The organism is Streptomyces sp. NK15101 (assembly GCF_020400725.1).
In the GTDB taxonomy this organism is placed as follows: domain Bacteria; phylum Actinomycetota; class Actinomycetes; order Streptomycetales; family Streptomycetaceae; genus Streptomyces.
In genome coordinates, this window is the sequence record NZ_JAINVG010000036.1 from 41,850 (window position 1) to 55,282 (window position 13,433).

Genomic DNA, 13,433 nt, shown 5'->3' on the forward strand with positions numbered 1-13,433 from the left:
GAGTATCGGCGGTCCTGGGGAGCGCGTGGGGAGAATCGACCGCGTAACGCAGCACGATCCCGAAAGACGCTGAAAGACCTATCCGCGCAGGTCAGCGGTGGGTACGCCCGCATCGATGCAGGTCAGCGCCACCAGGTGGACAACTTCATGACGTACGTGCCGAGGTCGTCGGCCTCGACGATCCCGGGGAGCGAGCCGCCCTCGCGCAAGGGCGTGACATAGCGGGTCGCTGTCACTTCGGTAAGCATTTCGCCAGGCTATCCGGCGGATGCCCCTCATGATCCAAGGACCGTCTCGCCCCTGCGGCGCACCGCCTCCCGGGTGGCGGTGGAGTCCGGTCCCGACGGGCGGCCGGCGCGGCCGTTCGTCCGGCTCCGCTTCCGTGGGGCGGCCGCGTCCGCGCGGGCCGACGGCGACGCGGCGCGCGGCCGCACGACCCGGACCTCACCCGCCATCCAGCCTGCTGAAGCCCGCCTGGAGGGTGTGGAGGGTGACGGACGCGCCGCCGAGGTACTGGGCCTTCTCGCGGAGCCGGTCGACGACCGCCGGGCCCGGCTGCCCGTACACGTCGATGGAGCGCATCCGGATCAGCGCGCCGAACGCGCGGAACTTCGGCCCGCCGAGCTCCAGGTGCCGCTCCATCGAGGCCGGGTCGGGGTGCACGGCGACGACGCTCATCGTGGACGCCGCCTCGTCGAGGTAGAAGTGGTAGGCGATGAGCCGCGGCTCGCGCTCCGCCACGAACGCGGCCAGGTCGCGCATCCCGGCCCTGACCTCCTCGACCCCGCCCTCCAGGATCTCGGAGCGGTCGACGTAGAAGAGGGGCTCCGCCATGACCCGAAGCTAGCGCGCGGCCCCGCCCGGCCCGCGCGACGCGCGCCGGGCCCCGGCGCACGGGTCGCCCGATCGGCTCCTCACCGGCGCGCGAGCACCTGAGCCGAGCGGACGGCCCTTCGGCCGGCGCGTCGGTTCGCCGTCATCGCTCCGCTCGGGCGGCACGGGAACGGCGGTCCGGGGCGGGGCCGGTCGGCCTCCGTCCCGTTCACTTCTCCACGAAGATGATCTCTTCGGGGCGGTGGGTCATCCTCACGGTGCTGCCGTTGGTGATCTCGACGGCGTGCTGCAGGCCGACGATCTCCTTCGAGGTCGGCGGCATGTGGAACCTGTCCGCGCCCCCGCCCAGGTAGGAGGGGAGGCAGGCCAGCGAGGAGTCCGTGGGGTTGAGGTCCAGGTACTCCTTCAGCCGGCGGAACAGCTTCGGGAGGATGACCGCCCCGTCGTCGGCCGTGAGCGAGGCCATCCCGGCGATCTTCACCCCGGACTGCGTCACGTCCTTGGCCCACACGCCCAGCGGGGGCGTGGACTCCCTCGCCTGCTTGGCGGCGGTGGCGAGGACATTGCGCAGGGAGACGGGAAAGCCCGTGTAGAAGGTCGGGTAGACCAGGCCGACCGAGAGCAGGTAGTAGTTGGCGGTCTTCTTCAGCAGGTCGTCGTCCACGTTGATCTCGTAGCCGGTGCAGCCGGGCGGGGTGCCGCGGCCGACGAGGGCCACGCAGCGGCCGTGGATGTCGGCGCCCCGGGTGAGGATGAAGCCGGGCACGCCGGCGGGGGTGAGGGTGACGGTCCCGTCCGCCTTGCGGACGACGCTGGTGAAGCCGAGCCACTTCAGCAGCTCGTCCGCGGCCTGGTGCGCGAGGTCGACCGGCTGGTGCTGCTCCTGTCCGTAGTTGCCCTCGAAGTGCGTCTCCAGCGCGTCGATGCCTTCCAGCCGGACGTTGGCGTGGCCGTCGACCGCGGGCAGGATCGGCTTGCACCCGGGCACGAGCTTCCAGTCGGCCACGTTGTCGGGGATGAACGGGACGGTGTCACCGTCCGGCCTGGCCTTCTCCGACACCTTGAACGAGCCCTTGATGAGCAGCATGGGCATGGCGACTCCCGTCACGGTCATCACTGTTCGTGTTCGATGGTCACACACGGTACATGCCCGGGGTCGCGACGCGGCCGTCCCCCGCCGGTGCCTCGCGCGCCGGTCTCGCCGTTCCTCGCTCCGGCCGGATCACCTCGCCGGCCGGGCCGGCGCCCCGCCTCCACCCCCGCCCTCGCCTCCGAGGAAAGGCCGACGCCCCGATCACGCGCCGGACCGCCGACGAGGGCGCCGCACCTGCTTTCGCAGCAGGCCCTAATCCCCTCCGCCTCCACCGTCCCCTCCGCCGTCGCCCCCACCCGAGTCGCCGCCGTCCGAGCCCCAACCGTCTCCGCCGCCGGCCTCGTTGTCGTCGCTGCCGTGGCCGAGGTTGCTGAACCAGGAGCGGTCCCAGTCGGCGTCGGTGACGTACGCTTCGCCGCCGTCCGCCTGGCGCCGCTCGGACCGGAACCGCGCCAGGCCCGTCGTGTCCCCGAGGCCGAAGGCGACGGCGAAGACCTGCGCCACGACCGCGTCCAGCGGGTCCCTGCTCTCGTACCGCACCGGAGCGAGCGGCAGCAGGACCGAGCCCGGCTCGACCGCCGGCCGGCGGGGCGGGCGCGTCAGCAGGGCGACGCGCTGTTCGTCGCGCAGCAGCCAGGAGCTCGTCGCGGTGGACCGCCGCAGCAGCCATCGGCGCCCCGACAGCTCCATCTCGACGGAGCTCTTCGACTTGCGCAGCTTCTTCGTCAGCCTGAGGTCGGCGGTGGCGTCGCCGACGGTCAGGCGCAGCCCCTTGTCCTTGTCCGCGGAGTCGCCGTGGAAGCCCTGCGGGGCCCTGAGCCGCACGACCGGGGCCTGGGGTCCCCACACGTCCACGCGCACCAGGCGCCGGTCCACGGCGACCGTGATCGGCCCCGCGGGGCCCTCGGCACACCGCCGTGCGATCCAGAGCGGTACGCCTTCGGCCCAGGCTCGGCGGGCCAGCGCGTCCACGCCCTCCGGTCCGCCGCTCCGGCGCACGGCCAACTCCCCCAGTTCCCGGGCGAAGTCGGCGGCCTGCCGCACCCTCACCGGCGTGCTGGTGCCGGTGACCCGGGTCACCGGCACCACACCGGGGCCCTGTGCCAGCCGCTCCAGTGGACGCTCGGCCCCTCCGCCGCCGAGCCACTGCCCGCGTTGGTAGGCCTCGGCCATGGCCCCCAGGTTCAGCTCGTCCAGCGGCGTGAACCTGCCGCCCCTGCGCAGCGTCTCCTCGGTCAGCTCGACCGTCCGCGCCAGCGGATTCCACGATCGCTCGCCATAGAGCACCTGGTTCACCGCAACCCCCCGTTGTTTCCTGCCTGCCGGCGGCGAAGGGCGTCCGGCCCTGTCCGTGGTCCTGCCGCCCCGCCCCGTCACCTCGGTCGGCGCGACCGTGCGCGCGTCGCCCTTCACCCATGGTTCCACATCACCCCGAGGGTGCCCGGAGCCGCGGGCCCGGAGGTCGAAAGGCGTGCTTCTCGCGGAAGTCCGCCCGATCCGGTGAAGCCGTCGCGGTCCCGGGTCAGGGTGTGCCGGGCGTCCCGGTGGGGGCCGCCGGCGCGGGGCAGGCGACCGTGCCCGGCCGCACGGAGAGCGAGAGCTTCGGGGTCGTGAGGAGGCCCGGGATCTGGAAGTCCTGGGCGGTGCCGGTGATCCGGTCGAACTTGGCGTAGCGCGCCTGGATGCCGAAGCGGTGCTGCGGGCTGTCCAGGGGGTTGGCCACGTACGCGCCGGAGGCGTCCTTGACGGTCTTCACGTCGGCGCCGTTGACGTTGAGGTCGACGATGCCGTCCATGTCGAGGACTCCGGTGGCGCCGCGCAGGTCGAGGACGGTGTTCTTCGTCCTGATCTCCCAGGAGCCCGGGTCGTCGTCGCCGAGGGTGAGCAGCAGGGTGTACGTGGCTCCCGCGATCTGCTGCCGCCGGCTCAGGCAGAGGCCGTTGATGACGCCGTCCGCGAAGCCCATCCGGAGCACGCGCTCGCTGCCGGTGGAGCCGTCGGCGCGCCCGACGGTCTGGTCGACGACGGCGGCGCCGTACTGCGTCCCGTACAGGCTGCTGGTGGTGAAGTCGACGGGCCGGTCCTGGATGCGGAGGCCGACGGCCAGCGTCCCGGTCGCCATGGCGGAGCCGAGGCCGACGGCGGCGAGGAGCGCGGGCAGGGCGACGGCGAGGGACCGGCGCCAGTGGGTGCGTCCTTCCTCGCGGGTCCTCATGGGGTGGTCACCGTGATGGTTCCGGGGAGGTGGACGGGGTTGTCGGTGGAGTCGAGGGCCGCGTGGTCGTCGACCGTACGGATCGCGTAGATGTCGCCGGTGAAGTCCTCGGCTCCGGCGGTGAGCGGGATGAGGGAGCCGAAGAAGTCGAGCAGTCCCTGCACGCCGCAGATCTTGACGAGGACGCGGACGCAGACGTTGGTGATGTTCCCCCACATCGTCGTCGTCTCGGGCTTGCCCGCGCTGTCGTAGCCGCCGAGCGAGCCCTCCCCGGGCACGTCGATGGTGACGGTGTGCCCGGCGGCCCGCTGGACCACGTTCATGTGCGAGCGGATCTTGAGCTTGGTGAAGGTGTACTGGGTGGTGGTGCGCGTCGAGCCGTCGGAAAGCCGGATGGTGACGTCCTTGTCGACCGTCATGGAGACGGCGACCATGCTGTCGATGGTGACGTGCAGCGGGTCCGGCGAGGGCAGGAAGGGCACGCCGAGCGGCTCGACCGCGGCGCTCTCGCCCGAGGCGCTGCTCGGCTGCCCGGACCAGACGGCGGTGACGACCGCGAGGAGCAGGGCCACCGCCACGACGAGGCCCTTGCGCCGTGCCCCGCGCATCCCGGCCGTCATCCTTCCACCGCCCGGCGGCGGGGGCGCTTGACTCCCCAGCCGACCGTCATGGAGCCGCCGAGCACGCCGAGGATCATGCCGAGCAGGAAGCCGCCCAGGTTGGAGACGACGAGCGAGACGACGGCGAGGACCACGCCGATGAGACCGAAGGTGTACCGCTGGGCGGGCAGGGCGAGGGGGATGAGTCCGCACAGGATCATCCCGCCGCCGACGAGGTAGCCGGCCACTCCCCCGAAGCCGGTGCTGACGATCAACTGCAGGGAGCTGAGGGAGAACTTGAGGACGGTCCAGCCGCCGGCGACCAGCCACACCCCGCCCCAGAACGGCCGGGTGCGGCGGAACGCGCGGAACCAGGCGTACGCGGCCCTCGCCCGGCTCAGCATGCCGTCGCCGTTCCCGCGACGACCCTGAGCTTCAGGTCGGGCAGCACGAGAGCCCCGGCCATCTCTGCGTCGTACGCGCTGGCGTTCAGCCCGTGCAGTGCGATGGAGCTGCCCCCCTCGCCGCCGGCCGAGCCGAGTCCGAAGCCGCCGGGCAGGGCGCCGGTGAGCGGCTTGCCGGCGACGGTGACCTGGTCGGCGGACTGGCCGAGGACCGCGTTCTGGAGGGTGGTGGGCCCGTACGCCTGGAGTTCGGTGGCCTGGATGTAGAGGTTCGAGGCGTCGATGTCGGTGGTGAAGGTGGCGGGCGGGGCCGCCGTCACCTTCTGGCCGCCCGTCAGGAGCAGGGAGTACGGGACCCCGGCGATCGTCTGGTGGACGATGCCGCACAGTCCGGCGAGCCCGGCGCTGGCGAAGCCGACGCGCGCCATCGCGGTGCTGGTGCTCGTGGTGCCGTCGGGGCGCCCGACGGCGGGGGTGTTGACGATGGCGCCGAAGCCGCTGCCCCGGACCCCGTTGGAGGTCAGGGTGAAGGGCTGTCCGGTGACGCTGAAGTTGGCGGCGAGCGCGCCCTGGGCGAGGGCGGTGCCGAGGACGCCGACGGCGAGGGCCGAGGGGACGAGGGCGAAGGCGCCGCGCCCCCAGCGGGTGCCGCGGCGGGTGCCGTCGGCGGCCTGGGCGAGCATCCGGGCGTTCCAGTCGGCGGCGGCACGGCCGGTGTCCGTACGCATCCGGGCGAGGGACGGGCCGATGCGCCGGGCACCGGAGAAGGGGTGGCTCATGCGGATCCGCTCCCCAGGGACACGGGCCTTTCGGCGGAGGGGGTGGTGCGGCGCGGGCGGCGCCGCCCGGCGGGCTTCTCCGGCAGCCAGGCGAAGGCCATGGAGCCGCCGAGGACCGAGAGGAACATGCCGGCGAACAGGCCGCCGAGGTTGGACAGCGGGAAGGAGGCGACTCCCGCGATCACCGCGATGACGCCCGCGGTGTGGCGCTGTCCGGGCAGCAGCAGGATGAGCAGGGCCATCGCCATCAGGAGCACGCCGCCGGCCATGCCCGCGATGCCGCCGACGCCGACCTGGAGGATCCTGCCGAGCGGCGCCATCGGCAGGAAGAAGATGACGAAGCCGCCGAGTCCGGTCCAGAGGGCCGCCCAGAACGGCCGGGTGCGGCGCCAGCGGCGGAAGGCGAGGCGCGCGCGGTGCGGCCCGCCCAAAATAAACGATTCGGTCGGCTCGGGCGGCGGATCGGTGGTCATGGGGGCCTCGCAGCGGTGGGTCGGGGTTGGGAGGGCCGGGGCCCGCGCCGCACGGAGGACGCGGAGCCCCGGGTGTCGCGTTCGGTCAGGCTCCGCAGGTCTTGTCGCCGTGGGCGATTCCGATGGCGAGGTCCGGCAGGGTGATCGCGCCGGCGATCGTGGCGCCGTTGGCGTCGGCGCTGAGGTTCTTGATGTCGGTCCGGCCGCCGGTGGCGTCGAGGCCGAACTGACCCGAGGTGCCGTCGTTGATGCCGGTGCCCTTGATCCCGGCGCCGTCGGCGGCCGCGCCGATGACGTTCGGGGTGGTGTCGCTCGCGTTGAGCGTGGCCGTGGCCGCCTTGAGGGCCTGCGCGTCGAGCACGAGCTTGTTCGCCTGGAGCCCGGCGCCGGCGACGAGTTGGTCGCTGGTGAGCGGGGTCGCGGCGGCGGGCGAGGAGATGTTGAGCGACCAGGTGCCGAGGTTGCCGATCACCGGGAGGTTGACCGACTGGACGGCGTGGACGCAGATGCCGTCCAGGCCCGCCTTGGCGATGCCGACCTCGGCGGCGCCCTTGGCCCCGCCGGCGTCGATGGTGTGCATGACCGCGCCGATGCCCTGGGGCGCGGCGACCGTCTTGGAGCTGAGGGTGAAGGGGACGCTGGTGAGCGAGAGGTTCGCGGCGAGCGCGCCCTGCACCATGGCCGTCGCCATGGCGGCGACGGCGGCCGTCGCGGGCACGGCGAGGAACGCCGATCTGCGCCAGCGGGTGACGCCTCTGGTCTCGTGCTGCATGTGATCTCCAACCGTCGTGCCGCACTGGCCGAATGACACTTCGCGGCTACCTGTTCGAGAATTGGACACTTTCCTGAGAAGTGTCAACACTTCTGACGATCCCGGGGAGATTTCCCCTGGTCTAGGCTTGGCCGATGCCACGGTTCAGGGAGACGGTCCGGACACTGCTGCGCGAACGCCTGCTGGACGCCGCGTACGAGGCGGTCGCGGACCGCGGCTTCGACAAGCTGCGCATGGCGCACCTGGCGAGCGCCGTCGGCGTCAGCCGACAGACGCTGTACGCCGAGTTCCCCTCCAAGGAGGCGGTCGGCGAAGCCCTGTTCCAGCGCGAGCTGGAGCGCTGCCTCGTCGGCATCCAGCAGGGCCTGGACGCGCACCGGGACGACCTGCGCGCGGCCGTCGAGGCCTCCGTCGGCTTCACGCTCACGCTGGCCGCCCGGAACCCGCTGATCAAGGCCATGCTGGCCGGCACCGGTGAGGGCGGGCTCCTGCCGTACCTCACGACGCGGTCCGCGGCGGCCTTCGACACGGCGACGGCGATGGCCGACGCGTACGTCACGGAGGCCTGGCCCGCCATCGACCCGGTGGCGCGCGAGCTGGCCGTGGACGCGGCGGTCCGACTGACCGCCAGTCACATCGTCCAGGCCGGCCCCTCGCCGGAGGAGTCGGCCCGCCGCGTCGCGGACACCGTGGTCCGGATCGCCCTGAGCACGGGCCGGGAGCAGCTCCCCCGGTAGGCCTCAGGGACTCGGCCCCCGGTGCTCCTCGAGGACGGGCCTGTTGCCGATGTCCGGTGAGGCGGAGACGGGGAGGGCCCGGGCGCCGACCCGGCCCTCGACCCGGTCCAGCGCGCCCCAGCCGTACGCCCGCGAGTCGTCCGACAGATCGGGGTTGTCGCCCAGGTAGAAGAACGCGCCCTCGGGCACGGTCCGCAGCTCGGGCCGCGCCGACCGGGTGCCGTCGGGGCCGCAGCAGGCACTCGTGCGGTGGGCCTGCGACGCCCACGAGGGCGCCACCACCCGGCGCACCGGCCCCCGGCCGCCCTCTTGGAGGAGGACCTGGAAGGGCTCGTCCGGCGTGGAGACGATCGCCACCCGGTCACCGGGCAGGGCGATCACCCGCTTGACCAGGAGTGCGTCCTTCCCGGCGGCCCGCAGCAGCACCACGTCGAACCGGCGCGCCCCGCCCGCCGAGCCCGGGGTGACGAGGACCCGGTCGCCCGGCCGGAGGGTCGGGCTCATGCTGGTGCCGTCGACCCGGACGCCGAGGGCCGTGACGGCGACCCCGGCGAGCAGGCAGAGCAGGACACCGGTTCCGAGGACGGCGCCGGCCGCCCGGCGCGGGTTCATCGGCGTCGGCTGGGGTCCGGCGGCCAGGCGGCACCGGACCGGTCGATTTCGGTCATGGCGGGAAGGTAGGCCCGGCGGCGGGCGGCGGCTGTGACCGTACCGCTCAGGGTTGTTGACCGCGCGTCTGATAAGACCGGGGCGTCTCGCCGGTCCAGCGCCGGAAGGCCCGGTGGAAGGCGCTGGGTTCGGAGAAGCCCAGCTGCCGCGAGAGCCGCTCGATCGACACCCGCCCGCCGGTCAGCTCGGCGATGGCGTGGTCGCGCCGCACCTGGTCGCGGAGCCGCTGGTACGTCGTTCCCTCGGCGGCCAGTTGGCGCCGCAGGGTCTGCGGACTGACGGACAGCCGGTCGGCGAGCTGCTCGGGCGTCGGCACCGGCCCGGCGGGCAGCGCCCGGCCGATCAGGTGCCGCACCCGGCCGGTCACCGTGCTGCCGTAGTCACTGCGGACCAGCACGTCCACCGGGGCGCGGCGGAGGAAGGCCTTGAGCGCCTCCGCGTCCCGCAGGACGGGTTCGTCCAGGTCCGCCCGATCGAAGACGGCCGCCGTCCGCCCCGCGCCGAAGACGCAGGGCGCGCCGAAGAGCAGGGCGTACTCGCGGGCGTGCCGGGGTTCGGGGTGGACGAACTCGACCCGCCTCAGGCCGATCCGGCGCCGGACGAGCCAGCCGGCGAAACGGTGCGCGACCAGGACGGTGGACTCGGCTCCGAAGTGGAGGGGGTCGTCGTATCCGGAGACGTCGAACTCCATCCGCGCCTCGTCGGGTCCGCCGGTTTCGCCGGCGTCGGGTTCGAGCAGCCGGAAGCGCGGGCCGGCCGGGAAGAGCGAGTAGAAGGTCTGCGCGCGCCGGAGCGCCTCGCGCAGGTCCCGGCTGCCGTGGACCACGACGTGGGCCATCATCGCGAAGGTCCCGACCTTGCTGGGCGCGCCGCCGAAGCCGATCAGCTCGTCGTCGAGCGCGGCCCACAGCGTCCTGACGAGCTGTCCGAACTGTTCCGCCGGGACCCTGGCCCGCGATTCCTCCAGGAGCGCGGAGGGCAGCCCGGCGCGGGCGAGGAGCGGCCCCGGGGCCACCCCGCGCCGCTCGGCCCCGAGCAGCACGGCCCGTACGTGATGAGCACTGACCGACGAGTTCACCGAAGCTAGACACTTTCATCGAAGGATGTCCAGGTTCCGACACTCTACTTAAAACTGTAAGGCCCTCGAAGTGCGCATCCCGTGAACGGGACACAGCTCACAGCCGTACCGTCAGTGCTGCACACCGAAGAAGAAGAGGGGCAGTACATGAGCGGAGTGGCACGTCGGACAGTGGTCGCGGCGGCGGGCAGCGCGGGCCTGGCGGCGGCGCTCGCCGCCTGCGGGGGCGGCGGGGACGACAAGAACGCGGCACCGGAGGGCACGCCGCTCGCCCGGACCGGGGACATCCCGGTGGGCGGCGGGAAGATCCTCGCCGACAAGGGTCTGGTGATCACCCAGCCGAAGGCCGGCGAGTTCAAGGCCTTCTCCTCGAAGTGCACCCACCAGGGCTGCGCCGTGAGCAGCATCGAGGACGGCGTCATCGTCTGCCCGTGCCACCAGAGCCACTTCGACATCTCGGACGGCAGCGTGAAGTCCGGCCCGGCGCCCGCGCCGCTGCCGCCGGAGCCGATCCAGGTGGTGGGCGAGGAGATCAGTCCCGGCTGACGGCACCACCGTCGCCCCGGGGGGCCTTCCAGCACCCCAGCACCTCGTCGGTCGTGGTGATCGTGGCGACCAGGGCGAGGGTGTGACGGATCATCGCGGGGGTGTAGTCGGCGGGCACCCCCGCGATGGCGTCCCCGGGCACGACGACCGTGTAGCCGAGGTTCACGGCGTCGAACACCGCGTTGGGGACGGCCACGTTGGCGGAGACTCCCGTGACGATCAGCGTCCGGCAGCCGAGGTTGCGGAGCAGCGCGTCGACGTCGGTGCCGGCGAGCGGCGAGAGGCCGTGCAGGCGCCGGACCACCAGGTCCTCGTCGGCGACCTCGACCGGTTCGGCGATCCGGACTGCCCTGCTGCCGCTGTGCTGCTGCACGGGCAGCCGGGCGGCGGCCGCGAAGAGCCGGGCGTTGGTGCTGGCGCCCCGCCCGTCGGGGCGCCGCTCGGCGACGGCGTGGACGACCTGGACGTCCGCCGCGTGCGCGGCGGCGACGAGCCGGGCCACGTTCCGCAGGGCACCCGACCCGCGCGCCGCGGCGGCCAGTTCGGGCAGGGCACTGTCGGGGCCGACGACGCCCTCCTGGCACTCGACGGTGAGCAGGACGACTCCGCCGTCCGGGCGGATCCGCTCCCCGAGCCGTTCTCCCGGACTTCGTCCCATGGCTCTTTCGACCTCCCCTTGCACGCGTGCGACCGACCCCCCATGCTTTCTGACGTCTCATCAGAAATCCAGAAGGGTGCGGACGATGACCGTCGCACAGCGCCGTGGACGCCGGATCATGATGACCCCGGCCGAGCTCGACTCCTTCCTCGCCGAACAGCGCACCTGCCGGGTCGCGACCGTTTCCGCCGACGGCCGCCCGCACGTCAGCGCGCTCTGGTTCGTCTGGGACGGCTCCTCGCTGTGGCTGTACTCGATCACCCGCAGCCGGCGCTGGGCGGAGCTGCGCGCCGATCCGAGGATCGCGGTCGTGGTGGACGACGGCGAGGAGTACGGGGAGCTGCGCGGCGTCGAACTGTCCGGCACCGCCGTCTTCGTCGGCGAGGCGCCGCGCACCGGCGAGCCCTGCCCCGAACTCGACGTGCCCGAGCAGCTCTTCGCCGCCAAGAACTTCGGCCTGGACTCCATGCCGCACGACGGCCGGCACGCCTGGCTCCGGCTGACCCCGGACGCCGTCGCCTCCTGGGACTTCCGCAAGCTCGCGGACCTCTGACGGGTGCGGCGGCCCGCACCGGGCTCAGCTCGCCAGCGGCTCCGCCGCCGCCCGCAGCGCCGCGACGACCGCGCGCACGGAGGGGCGGCGGCCCGCGTCGGCGCGCCAGGTGGCGTAGATGTGGCGCCGGACCTTCTGCCGCACGGGGACGAAGGCGACCCCGGCCGGCACCGGGCGCCCGAGCCGGGGAGTGATGCACACCCCGAGCCCGGCCGCGACCAGGGCCAGCTGGGTGTGGTGCTCCCCCGCGAAGTGCCCGATGCGCGGCTCGATGCCCTGGGAGCGCAGCGTGAACATCAGCCAGTCGTGGCAGAACTCGCCCTCGGGCCAGGACACCCACTCCTCGTCGGCGAAGTCCTCCAGGTCCACCGCCTCCCGTCCGGCGAGCGGGTGGCCGGTGGGCAGGGCCACGTCGGCGGAGTCGTCGAGGAGGTGGGCGCGCTCGAGGCCGCCGGGGACGGGCGCCCGCTTGTTGCTCCAGTCCAGGACGATCGCCAGGTCCGCGTCGCCGCGCATGACCGCCCGCACGCCCGGCTCCGGCTCCAGTTCCGTCGTGCGGACGCGGAGCTCGGGGTGGCCCGCGCGCAGGGCGGCGAGCGCGTCCGGGAAGAGTCCGCGAGCCGCCGTCGGGAAGGCCGCGAGCCGCACCTCGCCCACCACTCTCCCCCGCTGGGCCTCGATGTCGGCCTGCGCCATCTGGACCTGGGACAGGATCCGGGCGGCGTGCTCGGCGAGCAGCAGTCCGGCGTCGGTGAGCCGCACGCCCCGGCCGTTCTTGGCGAGCAGCTGCTGCCCGACCTCGCGCTCCAGCTTGGAGAGCTGCTGGGAGACGGCCGAGGTGGTGACGTGCAGGCCGTCGGCCGCGCCGCTGACCGAACCGTGCCGGGCGACGGCGTCGAGGGTGCGGAGGCGCTCCAGGTTCAACATGTAAGCGATACTAAGGGGAGGGGTCGAGGAATTCTCGCTTGTTCTAAGACGTTGCTCCGGTCACCCTGTGTGCATGAGCCCCGCAGTCCCGTCCTCCTCGTCCCCCGCCCCCGCCTCGCGTCTGTTCGACTGGCGCGTCCGCTTCGGCGTCCTGGCCCTCATCTGGGGCTTCAGCTTCCTCTTCATCAAGGTCGGCACGGAGGGCTTCGCCCCCTTCCAGGTCACCTTCGGACGGCTCCTGTTCGGTACGGCGGTGCTCGCCGTCGCGATCGTCGTCAAGCGCGACCGGCTGCCGCGCGGCACCCGCGTCTGGGGCCATCTGACGGTCGCGGCCTTCCTCCTCAACGCCCTGCCGTTCTCCCTCTTCGCGTACGCGGAGCTGACGATCCCCTCGACCCTGGCGGGCATCTGCAACGCGACGACGCCGCTCTGGGGCATGGTGCTGTCACTCGTCGCGCTCTCCGAGGACCGCCCGACCCGGGTCCGCGCGGCCGGCCTCGGCATCGGCTTCGTCGGCGTGCTCACCGTGCTCGGCGCCTGGCAGGGCTTCTCCGGCCTCGACGTGACCGGCACGGCCCTGGCCCTGCTCGCCTCCTTCAGCTACGCGGTCGGCTGGATCTACGTCCGCAGGACCCTGAGCGGCACGGGCGCCTCGAACCTCTCGCTGGCCGGCTCCCAGGTCGGCCTCGCGACCCTGCAGCTGGCGGTGGTCACCCCCCTGTTCACCTCGGTCCCGAAGTCCGTGGAACTCCTGCCGCTCCTCTCCGTGCTCGCGCTCGGCGCGCTCGGGACGGGGTACGCGATGCTGCTCCAGTACGGCGTCGTCGCGGAGGTCGGCCCGACGACGGCCGCCATGGTCACGTACTTCATCCCGGTGATCGCCACGGCGGCGGGCGTCGCCCTGCTGGACGAGCACCTCACCTGGAACACCCCGGTGGGCGCCCTGGTGGTCCTGGCCGGCGCGGCCCTCACCCAGACCCGCACCTCCCGCCGCACGGCACCGCCGGAGACGGCCCCGCAGCCGGCTCCCGCGCCCGCCGGGGTGCCCGCCCGGGCGGCGAGCCGCGCCTGAGGCGCCACCCGGACGGCGGAGCGC

18 protein-coding genes are annotated in these 13,433 nt (G+C 73.2%); 4 read left to right on the forward strand and 14 right to left on the reverse strand.

All coding sequences use genetic code 11. The features are described from left to right. Positions 1-122: 122 nt before the first annotated feature. The 10 genes from K7G60_RS38890 to K7G60_RS20280 form a co-directional block, all read right to left on the reverse strand. Positions 123-248: a hypothetical protein gene (locus K7G60_RS38890; protein WP_255325241.1), complete on the reverse strand. Its 126-nt coding sequence runs from the start codon at positions 246-248 to the stop codon at positions 123-125. Positions 249-444: 196 nt separating this feature from the next. Next, on the reverse strand, positions 445-834 hold the full coding sequence (locus K7G60_RS20240) for a hypothetical protein (RefSeq protein WP_225802360.1): 390 nt from the start codon (positions 832-834) through the stop codon (positions 445-447). Between the two features lie 208 nt (positions 835-1,042). Continuing rightward, positions 1,043-1,942 (reverse strand): nuclease, encoded by a 900-nt coding sequence (locus K7G60_RS20245; RefSeq protein WP_308081634.1) that lies wholly within the window; start codon positions 1,940-1,942, stop codon positions 1,043-1,045. 237 nt (positions 1,943-2,179) lie between these two features. Continuing rightward, complete coding sequence (locus K7G60_RS20250; RefSeq protein ID WP_225802361.1) at positions 2,180-3,223, reverse strand: hypothetical protein; 1,044 nt, start codon at positions 3,221-3,223, stop codon at positions 2,180-2,182. A 226-nt stretch (positions 3,224-3,449) separates the two neighbouring features. Next, positions 3,450-4,142 carry a DUF6230 family protein gene (locus K7G60_RS20255; protein ID WP_225802362.1) on the reverse strand — a complete coding sequence of 231 codons (693 nt, stop codon included), beginning with the start codon at positions 4,140-4,142 and terminating at the stop codon, positions 3,450-3,452. Further along, the gene (locus tag K7G60_RS20260) at positions 4,139-4,750 is read right to left on the reverse strand and encodes a hypothetical protein (RefSeq protein WP_225802363.1); all 612 of its coding nucleotides are present in this window, start codon (positions 4,748-4,750) and stop codon (positions 4,139-4,141) included. Before K7G60_RS20260 ends, K7G60_RS20255 begins: the two co-directional genes overlap by 4 nt. A gap of 8 nt (positions 4,751-4,758) precedes the next feature. Then, positions 4,759-5,145, reverse strand: coding sequence for a DUF6114 domain-containing protein (locus K7G60_RS20265; RefSeq protein ID WP_225802364.1), 387 nt, complete (start codon positions 5,143-5,145; stop codon positions 4,759-4,761). Continuing rightward, on the reverse strand, positions 5,139-5,924 hold the full coding sequence (locus K7G60_RS20270) for a DUF6230 family protein (protein ID WP_225802365.1): 786 nt from the start codon (positions 5,922-5,924) through the stop codon (positions 5,139-5,141). The genes K7G60_RS20265 and K7G60_RS20270 overlap by 7 nt, the downstream gene beginning before the upstream one ends. Beyond that, the gene (locus K7G60_RS20275; RefSeq protein ID WP_225802366.1) at positions 5,921-6,397 is read right to left on the reverse strand and encodes a DUF6114 domain-containing protein; all 477 of its coding nucleotides are present in this window, start codon (positions 6,395-6,397) and stop codon (positions 5,921-5,923) included. The genes K7G60_RS20270 and K7G60_RS20275 overlap by 4 nt, the downstream gene beginning before the upstream one ends. Before the next feature lie 85 nt (positions 6,398-6,482). Further along, a complete protein-coding gene (locus tag K7G60_RS20280) occupies positions 6,483-7,169 on the reverse strand; it encodes a DUF6230 family protein (RefSeq protein ID WP_225802367.1) in 687 nt (228 codons plus the stop codon). Positions 7,170-7,303: 134 nt separating this feature from the next. Here K7G60_RS20280 and K7G60_RS20285 point away from each other — a divergent pair, with 134 nt between their 5' ends. After that, positions 7,304-7,906 carry a TetR family transcriptional regulator gene (locus K7G60_RS20285; protein WP_225802368.1) on the forward strand — a complete coding sequence of 201 codons (603 nt, stop codon included), beginning with the start codon at positions 7,304-7,306 and terminating at the stop codon, positions 7,904-7,906. Positions 7,907-7,909: 3 nt separating this feature from the next. On the opposite strand, the gene lepB is transcribed toward K7G60_RS20285, so the two are convergent. Beyond that, positions 7,910-8,518, reverse strand: a complete 609-nt coding sequence (gene lepB / locus K7G60_RS20290; protein WP_225802369.1) for a signal peptidase I — start codon at positions 8,516-8,518, stop codon at positions 7,910-7,912. 103 nt (positions 8,519-8,621) lie between these two features. Further along, the gene (locus K7G60_RS20295; protein WP_225802370.1) at positions 8,622-9,653 is read right to left on the reverse strand and encodes an AraC family transcriptional regulator; all 1,032 of its coding nucleotides are present in this window, start codon (positions 9,651-9,653) and stop codon (positions 8,622-8,624) included. A gap of 147 nt (positions 9,654-9,800) precedes the next feature. On the opposite strand from K7G60_RS20295, the gene K7G60_RS20300 reads away from it, so the two are divergent. Then, on the forward strand, positions 9,801-10,199 hold the full coding sequence (locus tag K7G60_RS20300) for a Rieske (2Fe-2S) protein (protein WP_225802371.1): 399 nt from the start codon (positions 9,801-9,803) through the stop codon (positions 10,197-10,199). Here the strand turns inward: K7G60_RS20300 and K7G60_RS20305 are convergent. Then, positions 10,186-10,857: a cysteine hydrolase gene (locus tag K7G60_RS20305; RefSeq protein ID WP_225802372.1), complete on the reverse strand. Its 672-nt coding sequence runs from the start codon at positions 10,855-10,857 to the stop codon at positions 10,186-10,188. The two genes, K7G60_RS20300 and K7G60_RS20305, sit on opposite strands and share 14 nt — an antisense overlap. A gap of 85 nt (positions 10,858-10,942) precedes the next feature. Between K7G60_RS20305 and K7G60_RS20310 the strand changes: the two genes are divergently transcribed. Next, complete coding sequence (locus tag K7G60_RS20310; RefSeq protein ID WP_123458798.1) at positions 10,943-11,410, forward strand: pyridoxamine 5'-phosphate oxidase family protein; 468 nt, start codon at positions 10,943-10,945, stop codon at positions 11,408-11,410. 24 nt (positions 11,411-11,434) lie between these two features. On the opposite strand, the gene K7G60_RS20315 is transcribed toward K7G60_RS20310, so the two are convergent. Next, on the reverse strand, positions 11,435-12,337 hold the full coding sequence (locus tag K7G60_RS20315; protein WP_225802373.1) for a LysR family transcriptional regulator: 903 nt from the start codon (positions 12,335-12,337) through the stop codon (positions 11,435-11,437). A 73-nt stretch (positions 12,338-12,410) separates the two neighbouring features. Between K7G60_RS20315 and K7G60_RS20320 the strand changes: the two genes are divergently transcribed. After that, on the forward strand, positions 12,411-13,409 hold the full coding sequence (locus K7G60_RS20320) for a DMT family transporter (protein WP_225802374.1): 999 nt from the start codon (positions 12,411-12,413) through the stop codon (positions 13,407-13,409). Positions 13,410-13,433 lie beyond the last annotated feature (24 nt).

What these genes read in the sequence shown, in the direction of transcription:
- K7G60_RS38890 (WP_255325241.1), bottom strand. Translation starts at nt 248, where the DNA reads ATGCTTACCGAAGTGACAGCGACCCGCTATGTCACGCCCTTGCGCGAG.
- K7G60_RS20240 (WP_225802360.1), bottom strand. Translation starts at nt 834, where the DNA reads ATGGCGGAGCCCCTCTTCTACGTCGACCGCTCCGAGATCCTGGAGGGC.
- K7G60_RS20255 (WP_225802362.1), bottom strand. Translation starts at nt 4,142, where the DNA reads ATGAGGACCCGCGAGGAAGGACGCACCCACTGGCGCCGGTCCCTCGCC.
- K7G60_RS20260 (WP_225802363.1), bottom strand. Translation starts at nt 4,750, where the DNA reads ATGCGCGGGGCACGGCGCAAGGGCCTCGTCGTGGCGGTGGCCCTGCTC.
- K7G60_RS20265 (WP_225802364.1), bottom strand. Translation starts at nt 5,145, where the DNA reads ATGCTGAGCCGGGCGAGGGCCGCGTACGCCTGGTTCCGCGCGTTCCGC.
- K7G60_RS20270 (WP_225802365.1), bottom strand. Translation starts at nt 5,924, where the DNA reads ATGAGCCACCCCTTCTCCGGTGCCCGGCGCATCGGCCCGTCCCTCGCC.
- K7G60_RS20275 (WP_225802366.1), bottom strand. Translation starts at nt 6,397, where the DNA reads ATGACCACCGATCCGCCGCCCGAGCCGACCGAATCGTTTATTTTGGGC.
- K7G60_RS20280 (WP_225802367.1), bottom strand. Translation starts at nt 7,169, where the DNA reads ATGCAGCACGAGACCAGAGGCGTCACCCGCTGGCGCAGATCGGCGTTC.
- K7G60_RS20285 (WP_225802368.1), top strand. Translation starts at nt 7,304, where the DNA reads ATGCCACGGTTCAGGGAGACGGTCCGGACACTGCTGCGCGAACGCCTG.
- lepB (WP_225802369.1), bottom strand. Translation starts at nt 8,518, where the DNA reads ATGAACCCGCGCCGGGCGGCCGGCGCCGTCCTCGGAACCGGTGTCCTG.
- K7G60_RS20300 (WP_225802371.1), top strand. Translation starts at nt 9,801, where the DNA reads ATGAGCGGAGTGGCACGTCGGACAGTGGTCGCGGCGGCGGGCAGCGCG.
- K7G60_RS20305 (WP_225802372.1), bottom strand. Translation starts at nt 10,857, where the DNA reads ATGGGACGAAGTCCGGGAGAACGGCTCGGGGAGCGGATCCGCCCGGAC.
- K7G60_RS20310 (WP_123458798.1), top strand. Translation starts at nt 10,943, where the DNA reads ATGACCGTCGCACAGCGCCGTGGACGCCGGATCATGATGACCCCGGCC.
- K7G60_RS20315 (WP_225802373.1), bottom strand. Translation starts at nt 12,337, where the DNA reads ATGTTGAACCTGGAGCGCCTCCGCACCCTCGACGCCGTCGCCCGGCAC.
- K7G60_RS20320 (WP_225802374.1), top strand. Translation starts at nt 12,411, where the DNA reads ATGAGCCCCGCAGTCCCGTCCTCCTCGTCCCCCGCCCCCGCCTCGCGT.